Origin of the sequence: Endozoicomonas sp., from assembly GCF_965196975.1 — a bacterium.
GTDB lineage: Bacteria > Pseudomonadota > Gammaproteobacteria > Pseudomonadales > Endozoicomonadaceae > Endozoicomonas.
This window is the reverse complement of record NZ_OZ239981.1, coordinates 5,068,617-5,089,544: the sequence shown is the minus strand read 5'-3', so window position 1 is coordinate 5,089,544 and position 20,928 is coordinate 5,068,617. Positions and strand designations below refer to the sequence as shown.

1 protein-coding gene (cut by a window edge) is annotated in these 20,928 nt (G+C 51.3%); it reads right to left on the bottom strand.

Going from position 1 to position 20,928, the window contains the following annotated elements:
* Positions 1–10: 10 nt before the first annotated feature.
* Positions 11–20,928: the 3' end of a hypothetical protein gene (locus ACOCLE_RS22670; RefSeq protein ID WP_419534356.1), read on the bottom strand. It continues 23,833 nt past the right edge of the window; only the last 20,918 of its 44,751 coding nucleotides appear in the window; its start codon lies off the right edge, out of view; its stop codon occupies positions 11–13.

Here is a 20,928-nt window from a genome sequence, read left to right as displayed (position 1 = left end):
AAGAAGAAGATCAGAGGAAGTTCACGGTTATCGTATTGCCGCTACCATCGGTATAGATATCCTGGCCGGCATTGTTCTGAACATTGGTAGCATCATTCACCGTAACTCCATCGGTGCCATTATCTACATCAATGACCAGACTATTCCCTCCAGTAATGGAACTGACATCATTCATGGAGATAGTGATGGTATCGGCACTTCCTCCGGTGAAATCAATGTTTTCGACATTGTCGATCAGATTGGCATAACTGCTGAGATTGAAGGTAACTCCTTCATCCAGGTTGAGAGTATCGTTGTTTGCTCCACCATTCAGAACTGTTGAAGCATTCTGCAGAGCAGCAAGGTTTGTATTCAGGACATCATCACCAGCACCACCAATAAGCTGGTCACCTGCAAAGCCCGTTAATGTATCATTACCGGCATTACCTTCCAGTATATTGGCAATGGTGCTGTGAGCAGTCAGGTTATCACCCGAGATCGTGCTGTTAGAGCCAAGAACCTTCTCAATACTGTTAAGGGTGTCGGTACTGCCGCTGGCATCCGTTGCCGAACCAGACTGCAGATTGACGGTGACACCACTGGCATCATTACTGTAATCAGCAGTATCCGTGTTATTACCCCCATTCAGCGTATCGGCTCCTGAACCGCCTTCCAGAATATCATCACCATCACCGCCATTCAGGGTATCATTACCATTGTTACCTCGAAGGATATCTGTACCTCGGCCACTGGTGAGAATGTTATTGGCATTATCACCAATCAGGGTGTCATTACCATGGTCAGTGGTGACGTTCTCAAACCCTTTAACCAGGTCAGTACCAGTGTTCGCGCCACCACCATAACTCTTGTTAACGGTGATATACCCCTGGGCATTTGGAGTAGCAGAAAGGTCAACGGTAATATCATCCGGTGTGTCACTAGCGCCGGTAACATTACCAACCATATCCAGAGTATCACCAGCGGCCGTATTTGAGCCCCCATCCAGAGTATCATTACCGAAGCCACCGTGGATGGTATCGTCTCCAGCATCACCGTTGATGGTATCGTTACCCTGATTACCGTTGATATCATCATTACCGGTACCACCATTTAACGTATCAGCACCAGCACCACCAGCAATATCATCGTTACCGCCGCCACCATTAATGATATTGGCTAAGCCATCACCGCGCAGGATGTCACCAGTCGCGTTATCAGAACCAGTAATATTTTCAATGCCAGATAATGAGTCGAAACCACCACCACCATCCAGGCCAAAGGTACCAAAGAGATCAACAGTAACTGCACCGGTATCCTGACTGTAATCCACCGTATCATTATCAGCACCACCAATCAGTGTATCACCGCCAGCACCGCCAATAAGTACATCGTCTCCCGCTCCACCATCCAGACGGTTTACCGAATCATTACCAGTTAACGTATCCTGGCCCGAGGTCCCGGTAACATTTTCAATACTCCTCAGCGTATCAGAGCCACTGGTTTTCGTAGCAGAGCCGTCACCACTATTCGCCAGTGTGACTGTCACACCTCCAGAGATAGTTGAGTAATCAGCCGTGTCTGTATTTGCTCCACCATCCAGAATATCGTTGCCCGCACTGCCAGAGAATGTGTCGTTACCACCGTTACCTTCAAAACTGTTGTTACTGCCATCTCCAGCAAAAGAGTCTATAGCTGAGGTACCAATAACGTTCTCAACATTGCGAACCGTATCGGTATTACCACCTTTGGCGACAGTTCCATTTGAAGCGCCATTCAATGTAACCGTAATGCCACTGCCATTAGAGCTGTAATTCAGGGTGTCACTGCCGCTGCCACCATCGATGGTGTCAGAACCACTGCTCGAGTTAATCGTATCGTTCAAGGCACCGCTAGTTATTTCGTTATCCTGATCATCACCAGTAATCGTGTCAGCGCCATCGGTCGCGATAATATTTTCGATATTGCGGATCGTATCGGTGAACGTCCCGTCATTAACGGTACCAGCACCACTGCCATTCAGAACAACTGTGATTCCAAGGTTTGCATGGCCACTATAGTCTGCGGTATCATCATCAGCACCGCCATCCAGAGTATCAGTACCCAGCCCACCGGTCAGCGTGTCATTCCCCGCCAGCCCCGTCAGATTGTTATTGGAGTTATCACCAGAAATGGTATCGCCATTGCTGGTACCAATGACGTTTTCAATATTTTTTACCGTATCAGTATCCGTACCGTGAGTAACTGAACCATTAGAGGATCCATTCAACGTGACCGTAATACCGTTACCTGAACCATTAAAGTGAGAGGCGTTGTAATCAAGAGTATCTGTATCACCGCCACCATCAATGGTATCGCTGCCATCGGTTGCATAAATGGTGTCATTACCGGTGCCCGCATTAATGGTATTATTTACGGTACTTCCGGTCAGCGTATCCGCTTGGTTACTGCCAGTAATGTTCTCAATGTTGCGAAGAGTATCGCTGCCCTGGTCAGTACTGCTACCGGTCTGGCCTGCAAGGTTAACCGTTACATTTCCGGTGGCATCACTGTAATCAACAGTATCCCCAAGACTGCTGTGGTCACCGCCTTCAAGAATATCGTCACCAGCGCCCCCTTTCAGGGTGTCATCACCATTACTGCCATCCAGGGTATTAGCGCCGCTGTCACCAATCAACGTATCGTTGGAGAAACTCCCAATAACATTTTCAAACTCATAAATAGAATCGTTACCCTCTCCGGTAGCGCTGTTGGTCGCTAGATTTACTGTAACCGCACTGGCATCCGCAAAGGTAATGGTATCGTTACCATCACCACCGTAGATGGTGTCATCACCACCATTACCTTCAATAGTATCTGCGCCACCATCACCGTAGAGGGTGTCATTACCATTACCACCAGCAATTCGGTCTCCGGAGCCACCACCTCTGATAATATTGGCAGCAGCATTACCGGTAATATTGTCAGCCAGACCACCACCGGTCACATTTTCAATGCGAGTTATTGTACTGTCTGAAGAACCGTAACCATCCTGAATGGCTTCACCATCGCCAAGGTCAAGGTTAATCGTGTGAGTGGCAGTGCTTAAATCCAGCAGGTCATTATCACCACTGCCACCATCTATGCTGTCATTGCCAGCACCACCATTGAGGATATCGTCGTTATCGCCACCATTAATGGTATCGTTCCCTGCGCCACCGTTAATGGTGTCATTACCAGCATTACCCGTCAGGGTATTGGCATCACCATTACCCGTCAGCTGGTCATCGCCACTTCCTGTGACCACACTTTCGATACCTGTGAGGCTGTCTGTCACAGCACCTACGGTCGCAGTCTGGGATACAGGAGCAAGATTTACCGTAACAGTGGCGGTTTCACTGGCGTAGTCAACGGTGTCATTGTCGTTAGCATTCTCACCACCATCAATGACATCAACACCCGCTCCACCAGTCAGATAGTCATTACCGGCACCACCTTCAAGATGGTCAGCGCCATCACCGCCTGAAAGCGTGTCATCCCCACCATTTCCTACCAGATGGTTTGCGTTATTATCACCGGTAAGAATGTCTACCTGTGCTCCCCCGCGGATATTCTCAATGTTGGTCAGTGTGTCATTGAAGCCTTCCCCATCTACAGCATTGGTGCCAACCGTATCACTAAGGTCTGCAATAACATTACTGGCAACACCACTGTAATCAGCCCAGTCTTGGGTACCGGTTCCACCATCAAGGGTATCATCACCCGCACCACCGACCAGAGTGTCATCCCCGGCACCACCATTGAGGGCATCATCTTCAGTACCCCCGGTCAGGGTATCGTTATTGTCACCGCCGTTGAGGGTGTCAGCGCCAGAACCACCTTCCAGCGTATCGTCACCAGCATCACCATTGAGTTCATCGTTGCCAGCATCGCCTCTCAGGGTATCAACACCAGCACCACCATGGAGGAAGTCTCCATCATCGCCACCTTCCAGGGTATCGTTATCATCACCACCTTCCAGAGTGTCAACACCAGCGCCCCCAAATAGCTGATCCTGACCGGCATCACCACGTAATGTGTCATTATTATCTTCGCCGTAAAGCAGGTCGTTCTCAGTTCCACCTTCGATGGTATCGTTACCGGTTCCGCCATAAATGGTATCCTGTCCGGCATCACCAAAGAGCTGATCATTATTATCATTACCCAGCAGGGTATCGTTCCCACCCCCACCATGGAACTCATCAGTACCGGTACTGCCTGTTAAGACGTTAACACCACTGGTACCAGTAACAACACCTCCGTTGCCACCCAGGGTCACGTTCTCAATAAAAGTGATGCTGCTGTCGCTGGTACCATAACCATCATTGGTTGCGGTACCCGCCTGAAGGTCAATATTGACGGCTTCTGTTGCACCAGTAAGAAGCAGGGTATCAATACCACCACCACCGTTAATGGAGTCATTACCGGCACCACCATCAATATTATCGTTATCACCCTCACCCCAGAGGGTGTCATCTTCTGTGCCACCCAGGAGGGTATCCTCACCAGAACCACCTTTGAGGAAGTCTTCCCCCTGACCACCGGTGAGGTTGTCGTTATCCGCATTCCCTTCAATGGTGTCATTGTCTGCACCACCGTCGATGGTATCTGCACCGCTGCCACCAAGCAGGGTATCAGCCCCCGCATTACCGTTCAGGGTATCCGAACCAGCACCACCCTCCAGACGGTTATCGCTGGTATTACCGGAAATGCTGTCGTTACCATTGGTTCCAATAACGTTTTCAACGTTTATCAGAGTATCCTGACCACCTTCACCATCATTACTGACCTGATTACTGCCCAGAGTCATATCGACAGTAATAGCTCCCTTACCGGAGTAATCCACGGTGTCACCATTGGCGTCATGAGAACCGCCATCAATGGTGTCATTCCCGGTACCACCATAGAGCGTGTCATCACCGGCATCACCATTCAGGGTATCAGCACCGGCATCACCATAGAGCGTATCGTTATTGTCTCCCCCGTTGATGGTGTCTCCATCTTCATTACCGTGAATGGTGTCATTGCCTGAACCACCACTGATATTGTCAGCGCCTGTACCACCATTGACAGTATCAGCCCCACCTCCAGCATTAATGGTATCAACACCACCATTACCATTAAGAACGTTGGCTGAATCATTCCCTGTCAGGCTGTCACCACCGGAAGTACCGTTAATGTTTTCTATCCCCTGCAGAGTATCAGTATCCGTGCCATCAGAAGCCGTGCCATTACCACCTGCCCCGAGAGTTGCAGTAATATTGCTACCATGGGTACTGTAATCCACAGTATCTCCGACACTGCCATGGGATCCGCCAATCAGGGTATCGGAACCAGCCTTTCCGTACAGGGTGTCGTCGCCTCCCTGACCATCAAGAATATTGACTTCAGCAGTACCAATCAGGGTGTCATTTCCAGAGCCGCCATTCGCCGATTCGAAGTTAGCGATGGTATCCGTCCCCCGCCCAGTATCGACAACGGTAGATGAACCAAGATCAATGGTAAGGCCTGCCGTAGTGTCAGAGTAATCAAGCGTGTCATTATCTCCAGGGCTTTCACCGCCATCGAGAATATCGCTACCGTCCCCACCCTGAATCGTATCATTACCCTCATCCCCATTAAGGGTGTCATTACCACCACGACCTTCCAGACGGTCATTACCAAGACCACCATCGTAGCGGTTATCATCAGCATCACCGATGATGACATCATCACCTTCACCCAGGACAAGGTCTTCAATACTGATAAGGGTATCCAGATTACCGTTCCCCAAATCCACCTGGAACGTATCACCGCCGGCAGAACGGTCAATCGTCAAAGAGCCGCTGAATGCACTGTAATCAACGCGGTCGTTACCGAGACCGCCATTGAGGGTATCTGCACCCAGGCCACCTTCAAGGAAGTCATCACCATCTTGGCCGAGCAGTTCATCGTCACCGTCGCCACCGATCAAGGTGTCATTTTCGTCACCACCTTCGATACGGTTTGCTTCATCATCTCCAGTGATGGTATCTGCGTTGGTAGAGCCAATCACATTTTCAATACCAATCAGATTGTCGTTAGCACCATCACCATCATCGCTGGCAGCATTACTGCTCAGGTCGACAGTTACCGCCCCAGCCGCATCGCTGTAGTCAACCGTATCGATACCAGTACCATCGGAGCCATCGGTACCACCAATAATGGTATCGACGCCTCCCGCACCGTAGAATGTGTCACTGCCATCACCACCGGTAAACCGGTTATTGGCGGAATCCCCTCGGATTGAGTCATTATGACTGGTACCAATGACTCGTTCGATATCGATGACCACATCACGGTTGCCATAACCATCATTGGTGGCTTCTTCATTGGCAAGATCGATAGTTACTGCATTATCAGCTCCGCTGAAGTCAACGATGTCATTCTGGCTGTTATCGTTGGTACTTGTGCCACCGTATAAAGTATCCGCACCATCGCCGCCTTTGATCGTATCTGCACCATTTCCGCCATAGACAACGTTAGCCAGGTCATTACCATTCAACGTATCGTTATTGCTGCTGCCGGTAAGGTTCTCAATGCCAACTAATGTATCAACATCACTGGTTCCTGCATCCGTCGCCGAACCACTGCCAGCGCCACCGTTGGTCAGCGTTACAGTAACTGCGCTGCCATGCCCGGTATAATCTGCGGTATCACCGGTACCACCGCCACCATCCAGAGTATCACTGCCAGCGCCACCGAGCAGGATATCATCATCCGCATCACCAAAGAGCTGATCAGCACCGCCGCTGCCACTGAGGGTATCGTTGCCTGCATTACCACGAATCACATTATCAACATTGTTACCAGACAGGGTGTCGGCGTTACTGCCACCAGACAGATTTTCAATATCGGAAAGCGTATCTCTACCACCCTGACCATCGTTGTTAACGGACTGGTTAAGAAGGTCAATGGTGACCGACTGGGTCTGATCACTGTAATCAGCAGTATCAGTACCGGCATCACCAAACAGGTTATCGTTACCTGACCCGCCTCGAAGGATGTCATCATCATTACCACCACGAAGGGTATCAATGAGATCACCACCGCTCAGTGTGTCATTACCATCCTGCCCCTCAAGAATATCAGTGCCTCCAAGCCCGCTGAGAACATCATTCTCCAAGCCTCCCTGGAGCGTATTACTGACGTTGTCGCCGGTTAGCGTATCGGCAAAGTCACCACCAATGACGTTTTCGATTGACTGAAGGGTATCCTGACCAAAGAGCGTATCATCGACCAGGGCACCACTGGAAAGGTCGACCGTCAGGCCGGAATCAGCACTACTGTAATCAACAGTATCAGAGCCATCATTACCATTCAGAGTATCGTCACCCCGACCACCGACAAGGATGTCATTCCCGTCACCACCATCAATATTATTGTCCTGGACAAAACCGGTCAGCGTATCGTTACCTGAACCACCAATAATATTTTCAACATCAACAAAGTTGTCCCTGCCTCCATGACCATCATTATTATTAGTGCTGTCGGCCATATTGATAATGAGATCGTTGGTCTGATACCCAAAATCGGCGGTATCCACACCATCACCACCGCGGAACCAGTCATTACCAGCCTCACCCACTAACCGATCATTACCGCTACCGCCGGAGAGGTCGTTATCCTCACTGTTACCGGTTATGTCATCATTACCAGCTGATCCAACAATATTTTCAATATCAATGAGCGTATCGGTGTCAGCTGCCCCGGTTGCTGCAGAACCAGTATCAACACCAGAGCCATTATCAAGATCAATGGTCATGTTGACGCCCAGAACACCGCGATAGTCCACAGTATCAACACCAATGCCACCGTTTATGGTGTCACTGCCAGACCCTTCTATGAAGGTGTCAGAACCATCATCACCAAACAGCTGGTCATCACCAGAACCACCGGTAATCGTGTCATTACCCTGACCACCTTCAATTCGGTTAACGCCTCCACTACCAACCAGGGTATCGTTATGGTTACCTGAAAGAATGTTTTCCACTTCATTGAATGAATCTGTCAGAACACCACCCTCACGGGCACGATTGGTCGTCAGGTTAACTTCAACATCACCAGTTGCATCCGTGTAATCAGCGGTATCGGTGCCAGAACCACCATCCAACAAGTCAGTACCTTCACCCCCTCTCAGAGTGTCGTTCTGATCACCACCATAAAGATTGTCATCACCAGCGGCCCCAACCAGCGTATCGGTACCCGAGTTACCGTAGAAATCGTTATTCTCACCGTCACCGGTGATCTGGTCATTACCCGCACCACCCCGGATAATTTCAATACCTGTCAAGGTATCTACACCATTCTGACCGTCATTATTGCTGGCCTGATTACCGAGATCGATGAGGATACTCTGAGAGCTGGTATTGGATGAGTAGTCTGCAGTATCCCGGTCGGTGTTATCACCACCGTTAAGAATGTCGTTACCAGCTCCACCGGTCAGGGTATCGTCGCCAAGCCCCCCAGTAAGCTCATTGACAGCCGCATTACCCGTCAAGGTATCGCCGAGGTTAGTTCCTATGATGTTCTCGATATTGCGAAGAATGTCAGTATCAACGCCTGATACAGCTGTGCCATCACCGCCAAGCACCAGAGTTGCCTGAACAGACTGAGTCAGGTTAATGTAATCAACAGTATCTATATCCGCACCACCATCAATGGTGTCACTTCCAAGCCACTCTATGAATGTGTCATTACCAGCACCACCATCCAGAGTATCATTACCTGCGGATCCAGTGATTCTATCGGCACCAGCATTACCAATCAGCGTATTGTTTCCAGAATCACCAATCAGAGTATCATCACCACTACCCGTGGTGACGGCTTCAAAGGCACTGATAGTATCCACATCACCAGTACCGGCATTCACTTGCGTAAGTTGAATATCTATCGTGAGATTATTGTTGTAATCGCTATAATCCAGTGTATCGAAGCCTGCACCACCATCCAGATTATCATTTCCTGCTCCACCACTGATGGTGTCATCATTATTCTGTCCGCTGATACTATCAGCGCCATCACCACCATAAATGATATCGTTCTGGTCTCCACCAAAGAGGGTATCATTACCACCTTCACCACGGATGGTATCAATACCATCCAGCCCCTCAATAGTATTTGCATTACCATCTCCGGTCAGCGTGTCATCGTGATTACTGCCGCGGATACTCTCAATTCCAGTCAGGGTATCATTCCCACTGGCACCGGAGGCACTACCTGTGGTCAGGTTAACAATCACATCGCCCAGAGCATCGTCGTAATCAGCCCGGTCAGTGGTTCCGGCATCATCCCCACCAATAAGAACATCATCACCGAGACCACCTTTCAGAACATCATTACCTTCACGACCTTCCAGTCGGTTCCCAAGATTATCCCCAATCAGAGTGTCTCCCTGGGTACCACCAATCAGGTTTTCAATATTCTCAAAGGTATCCTGGCCACCATTACCATCACTGGTCGCCTGATTGGCCAGCAGACTTGCAGTTACCGCGCCGGTAACCCCGCCGTAGTCAACCGTATCGTTACCGGCATCACCTTTCAGCGTGTCATTACCGCTGTTACCACGAAGAGTGTCATCATTATCGCCACCTTCAAGGGTGTCAGCACCATCACCACCGGTCAGATCATCATTCCCGGCTTCACCCAGCAACGTATCACCACCAGTCCCTCCATCCAGAATGTCATCACCGGTTCCCCCTTCGATGGTATCAATACCACCGCCACCGGAAATGGTATCAACACCACCTTGACCTTTCAGGGTATTGTTCTGGGTATCCCCTGTCAGCGTATCGTTGTTCTGGCTACCTGTAACATTCTCAATATCAATCAAGGTATCGGTACTGTTGTAGCCATCATTGGAGGCTTGGGGGGCAGCAGAGGACAGGTCAACGGTGATACCGAACAGGGCATCCGTGTAATCAGCAGTATCGGCACCACCACCACCATTGAGCGTATCGGTTCCAGCACCACCAATCAGGGTGTCATCGTTGTCCCCCCCCTCCAGGGTATCGTTACCGTTCATGCCATTCAGAGTGTCATTACCCACACCACCCTGCAGAACATTGACCTCACCATCACCCGTCAGGTTGTCGTTACTGGTACTACCAATAATGTTTTCAATATCGATCAACTGGTCTGAGCTGCCATCACCATCAATGGTGGCCTCAGAGTCGGTCAAATTGGCAACAACACCTCCGGCAGCATCACTATAATCCGCCGTATCAATATCGGAGCCACCGCCACCCACAAGTCGATCCTGACCACCTCTTCCGGCCAGTACGTCATTACCGTCGTTACCCGTAAGGACATTGGCTCCAGAGTCACCGGTCAATGTGTCTGCAGCACTACCACCAGTTATATTCTCAACATTAACCAGCGTATCCTGACCACCGCTGCCATCGTTGTTCAGGGCCTGATTCTGAAGGTTAATGATGACTGAGGTTGTGCGGGCACTGTAGTCTGCTGTATCACCACCAGTCTCACCACCACTGCCACCGTTCAACGTGTCGTTACCGTCACCTCCAATCAGGGTATCATCGCCACTTTCACCAAAGAGAAGGTCTACACCGCCATTGCCTCGCAGGGTATCTCCGGAAAGCCCACCGTAAAGATCATTATCGTTATTATCACCGGTCAGGGTATCGACATGATAACTACCACGGATATTTTCGATACTAATGAGAGTATCTGTAGCATCACCACTGACTACGGCCTGCGGAGTTCCGAGGGAAAGGTCAGCATTTACTGAGTCACCAGCAGAGCTGTAGTCTGCTGTATCACCATCGGCTTCGCCGGTTGTACCACCATTAAGGATGTCACTGCCAAGGCCACCAATCAGCGTGTCATCACCGCTACCACCCTGCAAATTATCAGCACCCGCATTACCATTGATGGTATCGTTGCCGTTCTGCCCTTCAATGACGTTATTGTTCAGATCACCCGTGAGCGTATCGCCAAGAGCACTGCCTTTGATATTCTCGATATCAATCAACGTATCGGTATCAGAAGTCCCATCAGTAGTCGTACCATTAATCAGGTCTACACTGACTACCCGGCCATGGGCTGAATAATCAACAGTATCCCCGTTAGTTTCAGCACCTTCGCCACCATTGATAACGTCACTGCCCGCACCGCCGATCAGGGTATCGTCGCCATCTTCACCCTGAAGCTCGTCATTGCCGGCATTACCAAAAAGTGTATCGTTCTGCGAATTACCACGAAGAATATTGATCCCATCATCACCGGTAATCACATCGGCATGAATACTGCCGGTAATGTTCTCAATGCTGATCAAAGTATCCGTGTCAGAGCCGATGGTTACCGTGTCTGTCACACCCGAAATATCCGCATTCAACCCACCGGACGCCAGACTGTAGTCAGCGGTATCATTGCCTCCAGCACCATCAAGGGTATCACTACCGATACCTCCATCGAGGGTATCATCACCACCGCCACCATCAAGTGAGTCGTTACCGGCATCCCCGAACAGAGTATCCTGGTTGCTTCCACCTTGCAGGATATCCCCAGCACCACCGCCTCTCAGCGTATCGTTACCATCACCACCCTGAAGCAGATTGACTTGATCATCACCGGTAATGTCATCAGCACCGGCACTACCCACGATATTTTCTATACTTTCCAGCGTATCCGTTGCACCTGAACCATCAATGGCATTGGGCGTACCTGCAGCCAGATCGACCGTAATGCTGTTGGCATCGTTGCTGTATACTGCCGTATCGGTGCCATCACCTCCTTTCAGCTGGTCCGCTCCGGAACCACCTTCAAGTCTGTCAGCATCATCTCCCCCCTCAAGAATGTCATCACCACTACCACCCATCAGGGTATCGTCACCTATATCTCCCCTTAGCGTGTCAGCCCCAAGCCCACCATCCAACGTATCCAGCCCTAGACCGCCTTCCAGAGTGTCATCTCCCCCCAAACCATTGAGGATATCATCGCTGTCATTTCCCATCAGAATGTTGGTGCCACCATCCCCAGTCAGTCTGTCGGCAAAGGCACTACCCCTGAGGTTTTCAATATCGATGAGAGTGTCAATGGCATCACCATCAACACTGGCGGTGTCCGTGGAGCCAGAGAGATTTGCAGTCACAAAGCCCAGAGCGTTGGTGTAGTCAGCGGTATCCCCTCCACTGCCTTCTGCTCCGCCATCCAGAGTATCTGCACCTGCACCACCGGCCAGAGTGTCATCTTCCAGACCACCTTCCAGTACATTTACTCCGGCATCGCCGGTCAGCGTATCCTTGAAGTTACTGCCAATGACATTTTCAACATTCGTGATAGTATCAATGGAACCACTGCCATCGGTGGCATGGTTGGAGGCAGCTGAAAGGTCAAGTACAACACCAATGCCATCATTATTGGCATCCAGGTCGGTTGAATAGTCAACGGTATCCGTACCAGATCCGGAACCACCATCGATAGTATCCGCTCCTTCACCACCAACCAGAGTGTCAGAACCATCACCACCTTCAAGGGTATCGGAGCCCTGGGCACCGTTCAGGCTGTCATTGCCGTTCATACCCTTCAAAGTATTGCTATTGTTATCACCGACCAGTGAATCATTAGAGCTACTACCAGTAATATTCTCTATCTCAATCAGGTCATCCTGACCCGAATCACCATCGTCAGTTGCCTTATTAATAGCCAGGTTGGCATTAACCCCGTTCGCGGCCAAAGTGTAATCGGCGGTATCCCCAACAGCGGTGTTGGTACCACCTTCAAGGCGGTCATTACCAGCGCGGCCTCTGAGGTTATCATCCCCTGCACCACCAAAGAGATCATTGGCGTTTCCGTCACCGGTAATCGCATCGTCATTACCACTACCGCGAATGTTATCAATATCAAAGAAGGTGTCCTGACCACCATCACCATCATCCGTGGCCATACCATCGGTCAGGTTTGCAGTTACTGATGCAGCAGCATTGGTATAGTCAACGGTGTTTTCTGAGCTGCCGTCGGAGCCTCCGCGGAAAATATCATTCCCCCCTCCGCCAGATAGCGTATCGCTACCCAGTCCACCAGACAGCTCATTATTCTGGTCATCTCCGGCCAGAGTATCGTCACCGTTACTACCAATAACGTTCTCAATGCCACTCAACGTATCTGAGAAACCAAAACCATCAGCCGAGGCCACTCCAGTATCCAGATTCACATTAACGAAGAGATTACTGGAGCTGTAATCCGCAGTATCAATATCATCACCACCGATCAGTTCGTCAGCGCCCTGACCGCCGACCAGTGTGTCATTGCCTGCACCACCATCCAGACGGTTTTCATTACCATCTCCCGTCAGCTGATCCGCACCCGAACCACCAGTAACGTTCTCAATACCGGTAAGGGTATCCGAGCCACCGGTACCATCCGTTGCCTGAGGCGCAGAGGCAGAAAGATCAACAGTGACATTACCCGTTTCATCACTGTAATCTGCGGTGTCTTCAAGGCCGGCACCACCATCCAGTGTGTCATTACCAGCACCACCCCGGAGGATATCATCACCAGCTTCCCCTTTAAGGACGTCATCCTGACCACCACCAATAAGGGTATCTCCTAGATCACCCCCCTGAAGCTGGTTGGCCAGATCATTACCGGTAATGGTGTCTGCGCCCTGACTACCAATAACATTCTCAATACTGATCAGAGAATCTGTTGTACCGAACCCGTCAGTTGCTGTGGCAGGTGTTGTTCCTACAACTTCTACGGAGAGGTCGACAGTAACGCCCGAAATACCGTCCTGGCTATAATCCGCCGTATCAATGCCGGTACCACCATCAAGCGTATCGGCACCACGACCTCCACGAAGGGTGTCGTTTTCACCACCCCCTTCCAGGGTATCTGCACCATCCTCACCAGAAAGGAAGTCATCTCCGAGGCCACCCTGTAACAAGTTAACGCTGCCATTACCGGTGATGGAGTCTCCCTGATTACTGCCAAGCACATTTTCAATATTGGTCAGGGTATCCTGATCACCACTGCCATCGGTGGAGATTCCATCCAGATCAATGTTCACCGAACCTGTATCAAGGCTATAGTCTGCGGTATCAACATCGTCGCCACCATCCAGAGTGTCAGCACCCGCACCACCCCGCAGGGTATCGTCACCAGCACCACCGGTCAGACTATTGGCAGAGTTGCTGCCTGTCAGTGTGTCATTCTGGGAACCACCAATAGCGTTCTCAATACTGCTCAGGGTTTCGGTAATCGCACCTTCCGTTGCCTGGTTGGTAGACAGGTTAACGGTAACAACTTCTGTCGTCTGATAGCTGTAATCAACCGTATCATTACCGCCACCTCCAGATATGGTGTCTTGACCAGCACCACCGGAAAGCGTGTCATCATTGGCTCCACCATTGAGGGTATCATCACCATCACGACCACTCAGTGTGTCCGAACCACTACCACCATTAAGGGTCTGCGCATTACTGTCGCCAAGGATGGAGTCATTACCGGAACCACCAATAATTTCCTCAATACCCGTTAGTGTGTCCCTACCGCCACGACCATCTTCATTAAGATTCTGGTTTTGGAGATCAATCGTGACGGTGGTTGTTTCAGCAGAATAATCAGCAATATCAACGCTGGCATCATCACCACCAATAATGATGTCATTACCAGCACCACCGGTAATTCTGTCACCACCATCACCACCTTCAAGACGGTTATCAGATGCATCACCGGTCAGTGTATCGCCGCGGGTTGAACCAATGACGTTCTCAATATCAACCAATGTATCAACATCGGCGGTTGCGTCGGTTGCCTGCCCACTGCTGAGATCAACAGTAATAGCCCGGAGATGGGTACTGTAGTCGACAGTATCTCCGTTGGTTTCAACTCCTTCACCACCACGAAGCGTATCGCTACCCTCTCCACCATTGAGGGTATCATCACCATCACCACCCTCAATCACATCATTACCATCATTACCTGATAATGTGTCAGAGCCAGAGCCACCCTGCAGAGTGTTAGCAGCACTACTGCCCGATAGAGCATCATTACCCGTACCACCAATCAGGTTTTCGATACTTTCCAGAGTATCGGTTGCGTCACCGACAACTGTGGCCTGAGGATTTGCAGCAGAAAGATCAGCGGTTACATCTCCAATAGCATCACTGTAATCAGCAGTATCAATATCCAGACCACCACGGAGAGTATCTGCGCCAAGACCACCTTTCAGGGTGTCATTGCCATCACCACCATCCAGAATGTCATCGCCCGCACCACCATCGAGATTGTCACTGCCTGCCAGGCCTTCAAGAGTATCCGTACCACCATTACCACTCAGATCATCGCTTAACTGACCACCACGCAGCAGGTTATCAAGGTTATTACCGGTGAGATCGTTACCTAAATTTCCACCCCAGATGTTTTCAATACCACTTAACGAATCTGGCGCAGCGCCACTGACCAGCGCAGTTGGAGAACCAACGGAAAGATCAATGGTGACCGCCCCCCCGGCACTGCTGTAATCAGCTGTATCGCCTCCGGAATCATTGTTGCCACCATTAAGCGTGTCCCCACCCGATCCCCCGCCAGCAAGAACATCATCACCATCTCCACCATTCAACACATTGGCGTTACTATCACCGGTCAGAGTGTCTCCAGCATCACCACCTGTTACATTTTCGATACTGTCGAGAACGTCAGTAATAACACCGCCTTCAGTTACTTTATTGCTGGCCAGCGAGAGGTTAACCGTGACAACATCGGTATTATTGCTGTAATCTGCGGTATCCGTTCCAGCTCCACCATTGAGCGTGTCAGAGCCTGCACCACCATCAAGAATGTCGTTATCATTGCCACCATTCAAGGTGTCATTCCCGTCATTCCCGCGAAGTGTATCAACACCGGCATTACCGGTAAGCACATTGGCCTGGTTATCACCAATCAGAGTGTCATCACTGTTGGTACCTGTTACGTTCTCAATGTCGATCAGCGTATCGGTAATCACACCGCCTTCCGAAACCTGATTGGAAGTAGCTGAGAGATCAACCTGAACAAAAGCAGTATTCAGGCTGTAGTCAGCTGTATCACCATTTGCACCATGGGCTCCGCCATTGAGGGTGTCACTTCCAGTTGATGATCCAACACCACCCGACAGGACATCATCACCGTCATTGCCGGTTAGAACGTTATTGCCATTATCACCGGTCAGGATGTCATTACCCGCACCTGCAGTGACATTCTCTATATTCTGAAGAGTATCTGTTGCACCAAACTGGTCTGTAGCCGTACTGCTGCTCAGATTAATGGTCAGATTCTGGCCAACCGTTGCAGCGCTGTAATCCGCTGTATCCCCGTTGGTTTCCGCACCACTCCCACCATTAAGCGTATCGTTACCATCACCGCCGATCAGGGTGTCATCACCTTCCATCCCCTGAAGAATATTGGCATTGGCATCACCGGTCAGTGAGTCACCATCGTTCGTTCCGGTCAGGTTTTCGATATTAAGAAGGGTATCTGTTCCGCCAAGGCTATCCGTAGCCGTTCCATCAGCCAGGTTCGCTGTGACACCGCTACTGCCTGTATCACTGAAGTCAACGGTGTCACCAAGGGTTTCGTTGGTTTCACCACCGTCCAGGATGTCATTTCCCCCCCCACCGGTCAGAGTGTCATCTCCATCTCCACCCGTCAGGGTATTGGCAGCACCATCAGCACCGATCAATTCATCATCGCCAGCACCACCAATCAGATTTTCGATATCAACAAAGGTATCAAGCCCACCCAGACCATCCTGGCCAGAGCCGGTACTTAAGTTAGCGGAAATATCTACGAGGCTATTGGAATAACTGGCCGTATCGGTATCAGCACCACCTTCAAAGCGGTCATTACCACTGCCACCGGTCAGCGTGTCATCACCGGCTCCACCTTGCAGGGTATCATCTCCACCTTCACCCCGAAGCGTATCGCCATCATCACCACCACTGAGAGTATTCGCGTTGTTATCACCAGTAATATCATCGCTGCGATTGGAGCCAATAACATTCTCAATATCAATCAGGGTATCAGTGGCACCCGTACTGTCAGTTGCTGAGTTTGTCCCAAGATTGACGGTAATAGAGCGCAGATGAGTGCTGTAGTCGGCAGTATCCCCATCGGCCTCCGCAAGATTACCACCATCCAGCGTATCACTGCCCTCTCCGCCGCGAAGGATGTCATCGCCATCTCCACCCTCGAGGGTGTCATCATCATCCAATCCAGAAAGCGTGTCATCACCAGCACCACCAACCAGAGTATTGGCCACACTGCTCCCGGTCAGGGCATCGTCAAACCCACTGCCAGTCAGATTTTCAATACTGTCCAGCATATCCGTGGCATCACCCGCAACACTGGCCTGGGGTGAGGCGGCTGACAGGTCCGCGGTCACAATGCCTGTAGCACTGCTGTAATCGGCGGTATCATTACCGGATCCACCAATCAGGCTATCAGCACCAAGCCCACCAATCAGGGTATCCTGACCGGCCCCCCCATCCAGAGTATCTTCACCCTCTCCACCATTGAGGGTGTCCCGACCACCGTCACCTTCTAGCGTATCATTACCCGCGTTTCCAGATAGATTATCGTCTGCGGTACCCCCTCTTAGCGTATTGGCAAAAGTATTTCCTGTCAGGGTATTGGCATGGCTGGTAGCACCGTCAATGTTTTCTATGTTGGCCAGAGTATCCGATGACTCACCCACAATCAGAGCCTGAGGAGATGCTACAGACAGGTCTACAGTAACGGCACCACTGGCATCGGTGTAATCAACGGTATCTCCTGCAGTATCATGGGAACCCCCATCCAGATTATCTGCGCCCAGGCCACCCTTCAGAATATCGTCACCGGCACCACCATCCAGTTGGTTGGCTGCGCTATCACCGGTCAGAGTATCGTTACCACTACCACCGGTAACGTTTTCAATGCTGGTCAGGGTGTCAGTTAAGGTACCGCCTTCATTGGCACGTACTGTTGCTGCAGACAGGTCGACGATAACGTCATCGGTATTGCTGCTGTAATTTGCAGTATCATTGCCGGCACCACCATTCAAAGTATCGGCTCCGGCACCACCATTCAGGGTATCGTTGTCATCGCCACCATTCAGGATATCAATACCGTCATTACCACTGAGCGTATCGTCACCTTCACCTCCCGTCAGAGTATTCGCGTCAGCATTACCAGTCAGAGTGTCATTACTTGTGGACCCAATGACATTCTCAATATTGATCAGAGTATCAGTCAGTACACCACCTTCCCGAACCTGATTGGTTGAGACTGACATATCCACGACCACACCACTGCTGTTCTGTTCGTAGCTTACAGTGTCTCCATTTGCTCCGTGGTCACCACCATCCAGAGTATCCGCACCGGTACTGGCTCCCACCCCGCCAATCAGGGTGTCATCACCATCGTTGCCAGTAAGCGTATTATCGTTGCCATCACCCGTCAGGATGTCATTACCCGCACCAGCAGTAACACTTTCAATATTGGTTAAGGTATCTGTATCACCAAACTGATCTGTCGCCGTACTGTTAGCAAGGTTTATTATCAGATTCTGCCCAGCTGTAGCAGCGCTGTAGTTAGCTGTATCACTGCCAGCACCACCATTCAGGGTGTCGTCTCCAGCACCACCAACCAACGTGTCATTGCCGCCATCACCATTAAGAACATTATCCGCACTGTTACCGGTTAATCTGTCACCAAATCCAGAGGTTCCTGTCAGGTTTTCAATATTTCGCAGGGTGTCGACATCCGTTCCGCCAGAGTAAGAAGCATCACTTGCGGTGCCATCACCACTATCAGCCAGCGTTGCAATAATGGCGCGCCCATAATCAACATAAGTGGCAGTATCGGTATTAGCACCACCATCGAGGATATCGTTACCCAGCCCTCCATACAGAAGATCATCTCCACCACCGCCGGAGAGTTCATTAACATCATCATTACCTGTCAGGTTATCGTTACCACTTCCCCCCAGCAGGTTCTCAATATTGGTAAAAGTATCCAGCCCACCAGTACCATCATTACCCTGGCCGTTCTGCAGATTCGCCACTACATCAAAACTGCTGCCATCGTAGCTGACCGTATCAACATCTGCGCCACCGTCGAAACTGTCGGTACCCGCACCACCGATCAGGGTGTCATCACCGGCATCACCGTTCAGCGTGTCGTTACCGCCTTCCCCTCTCAGGATGTCATTATCCGCGCCACCACTGAGCACGTTGGCATTCACATCACCCGTGATGTCATCGTTCTGGTTGGAGCCAATCACGTTTTCGATGCTGGTCAGGGTGTCGGTATCACTGGTGGTGTCCGTCGCTGTTCCGGCATCCAGGTCAACCGTGATGGAGCGCAGGTGGGTGCTGTAATCCACCGTATCGCCGTTGGTCTCATCGGCTGTACCACCATTCAGGGTGTCACTGCCCTCACCCCCCAGCAGTACGTCATCACCCGCACCGCCATCCAGGGTGTCGTCATCGCCAAGGCCAGACAGGGTGTCGTCACCGGCACCACCGGTCAGCACGTTGGCCACGCTGCTGCCCGTCAGGCTGTCTCCAGCACTGCCGCCGGTCAGGTTCTCGATGCTGTCCAGGGTGTCTGTGGCATCACCGGCCACGCTGGCCTGGGGTGAGGCGGCCGACAGGTCGGCGGTCACGACGGTGGTCGCGTCGCTGTAATCCGCGGTGTCGATCTCGGTACCACCACGCAGGGTGTCCGCTCCGGAGCCCCCCTTGAGGATGTCGTTACCAGCGCCACCGTCCAGCACATCCGCCTCGGTGCCACCGTCCAGCGTATCCGCCCCGGCACCCCCTTCCAGGGTATCGATGCCACCGTTACCGGTCAGGGTATCGTTCTGGTCACCACCGCGCAGGGTGTTGGCTGATGAGTTACCGGTCAGGGTATTGGCGTTCAGCGTGGAACCGTTGATGTTCTCTATGTCTTCCAGCGTGTCGGACGCTTCGGTGGAAATCACCGCCTGGGGTGAGGCTACCGACAGGTCGACGGTGACTGTACCGGAGGCAAAGGTATAGTCGGCGGTATCACCCACGGCAGTATTGCTGCCGCCGCGCAGGGTATCCGCACCCCGGCCACCGGTCAGCACGTCATCACCAGCACCACCGTTCAGTTCATTGGCGCCATTATCTCCGGTAAAGGTGTCATCACCATCACCACCCGTGACATTCTCGATCCCGGTCAGGGTATCCGTCAGAACACCGCCCTCTGTAGCCCGGATGGTACCTGCACCAAGGTCAACCACCACATCATTGGTGTTGTCGCTGTAGTCCGCGGTATCCACACCCGCACCACCATTCAGGGCATCTGCACCGGCACCACCATTCAGGATATCGTTATCATTACCGCCATTCAGGGTATCCGCCCCGTCACCGCCCCTCAGGGTGTCATCCCGGTCACCTCCAGTCAGAACATTGGCATCCGCGTTACCGGTCAGCGTGTCATCACTGCCGGTACCCACCACATTCTCGATATTGATCAGGGTGTCGGTCAGTACACCGCCTTCACGCACCTGGTTGCTGGCTGCGGACAGGTCCACCTCAACACCGCTGGTGTTCTGGCTGTAATCGACGGTATCGCCATTGGCCCCGTGTGCACCGCCATCCAGTACATCATTACCGGTGCTGATACCAACCCCGCCTCTTAACGTGTCATCACCGGCATTACCCGTCAGGGTGTTGTCATTAGCATCACCAATCAACGTGTCATTACCGGCTCCACCGGTCACACTCTCGATATTGCTCAGGGTATCGGTATTACCAAACTGGTCCGTGGCCGTGCTGTTGGCCAGGTTGATGTTCAGGCTCTGGCTCGACAGTGCAGCGCTGTAATCCGCAGTATCACTGCCCGCACCACCATCCAGGTCATCATTACCGGCGCCTCCTACCAGGATGTCATCACCACCATCGC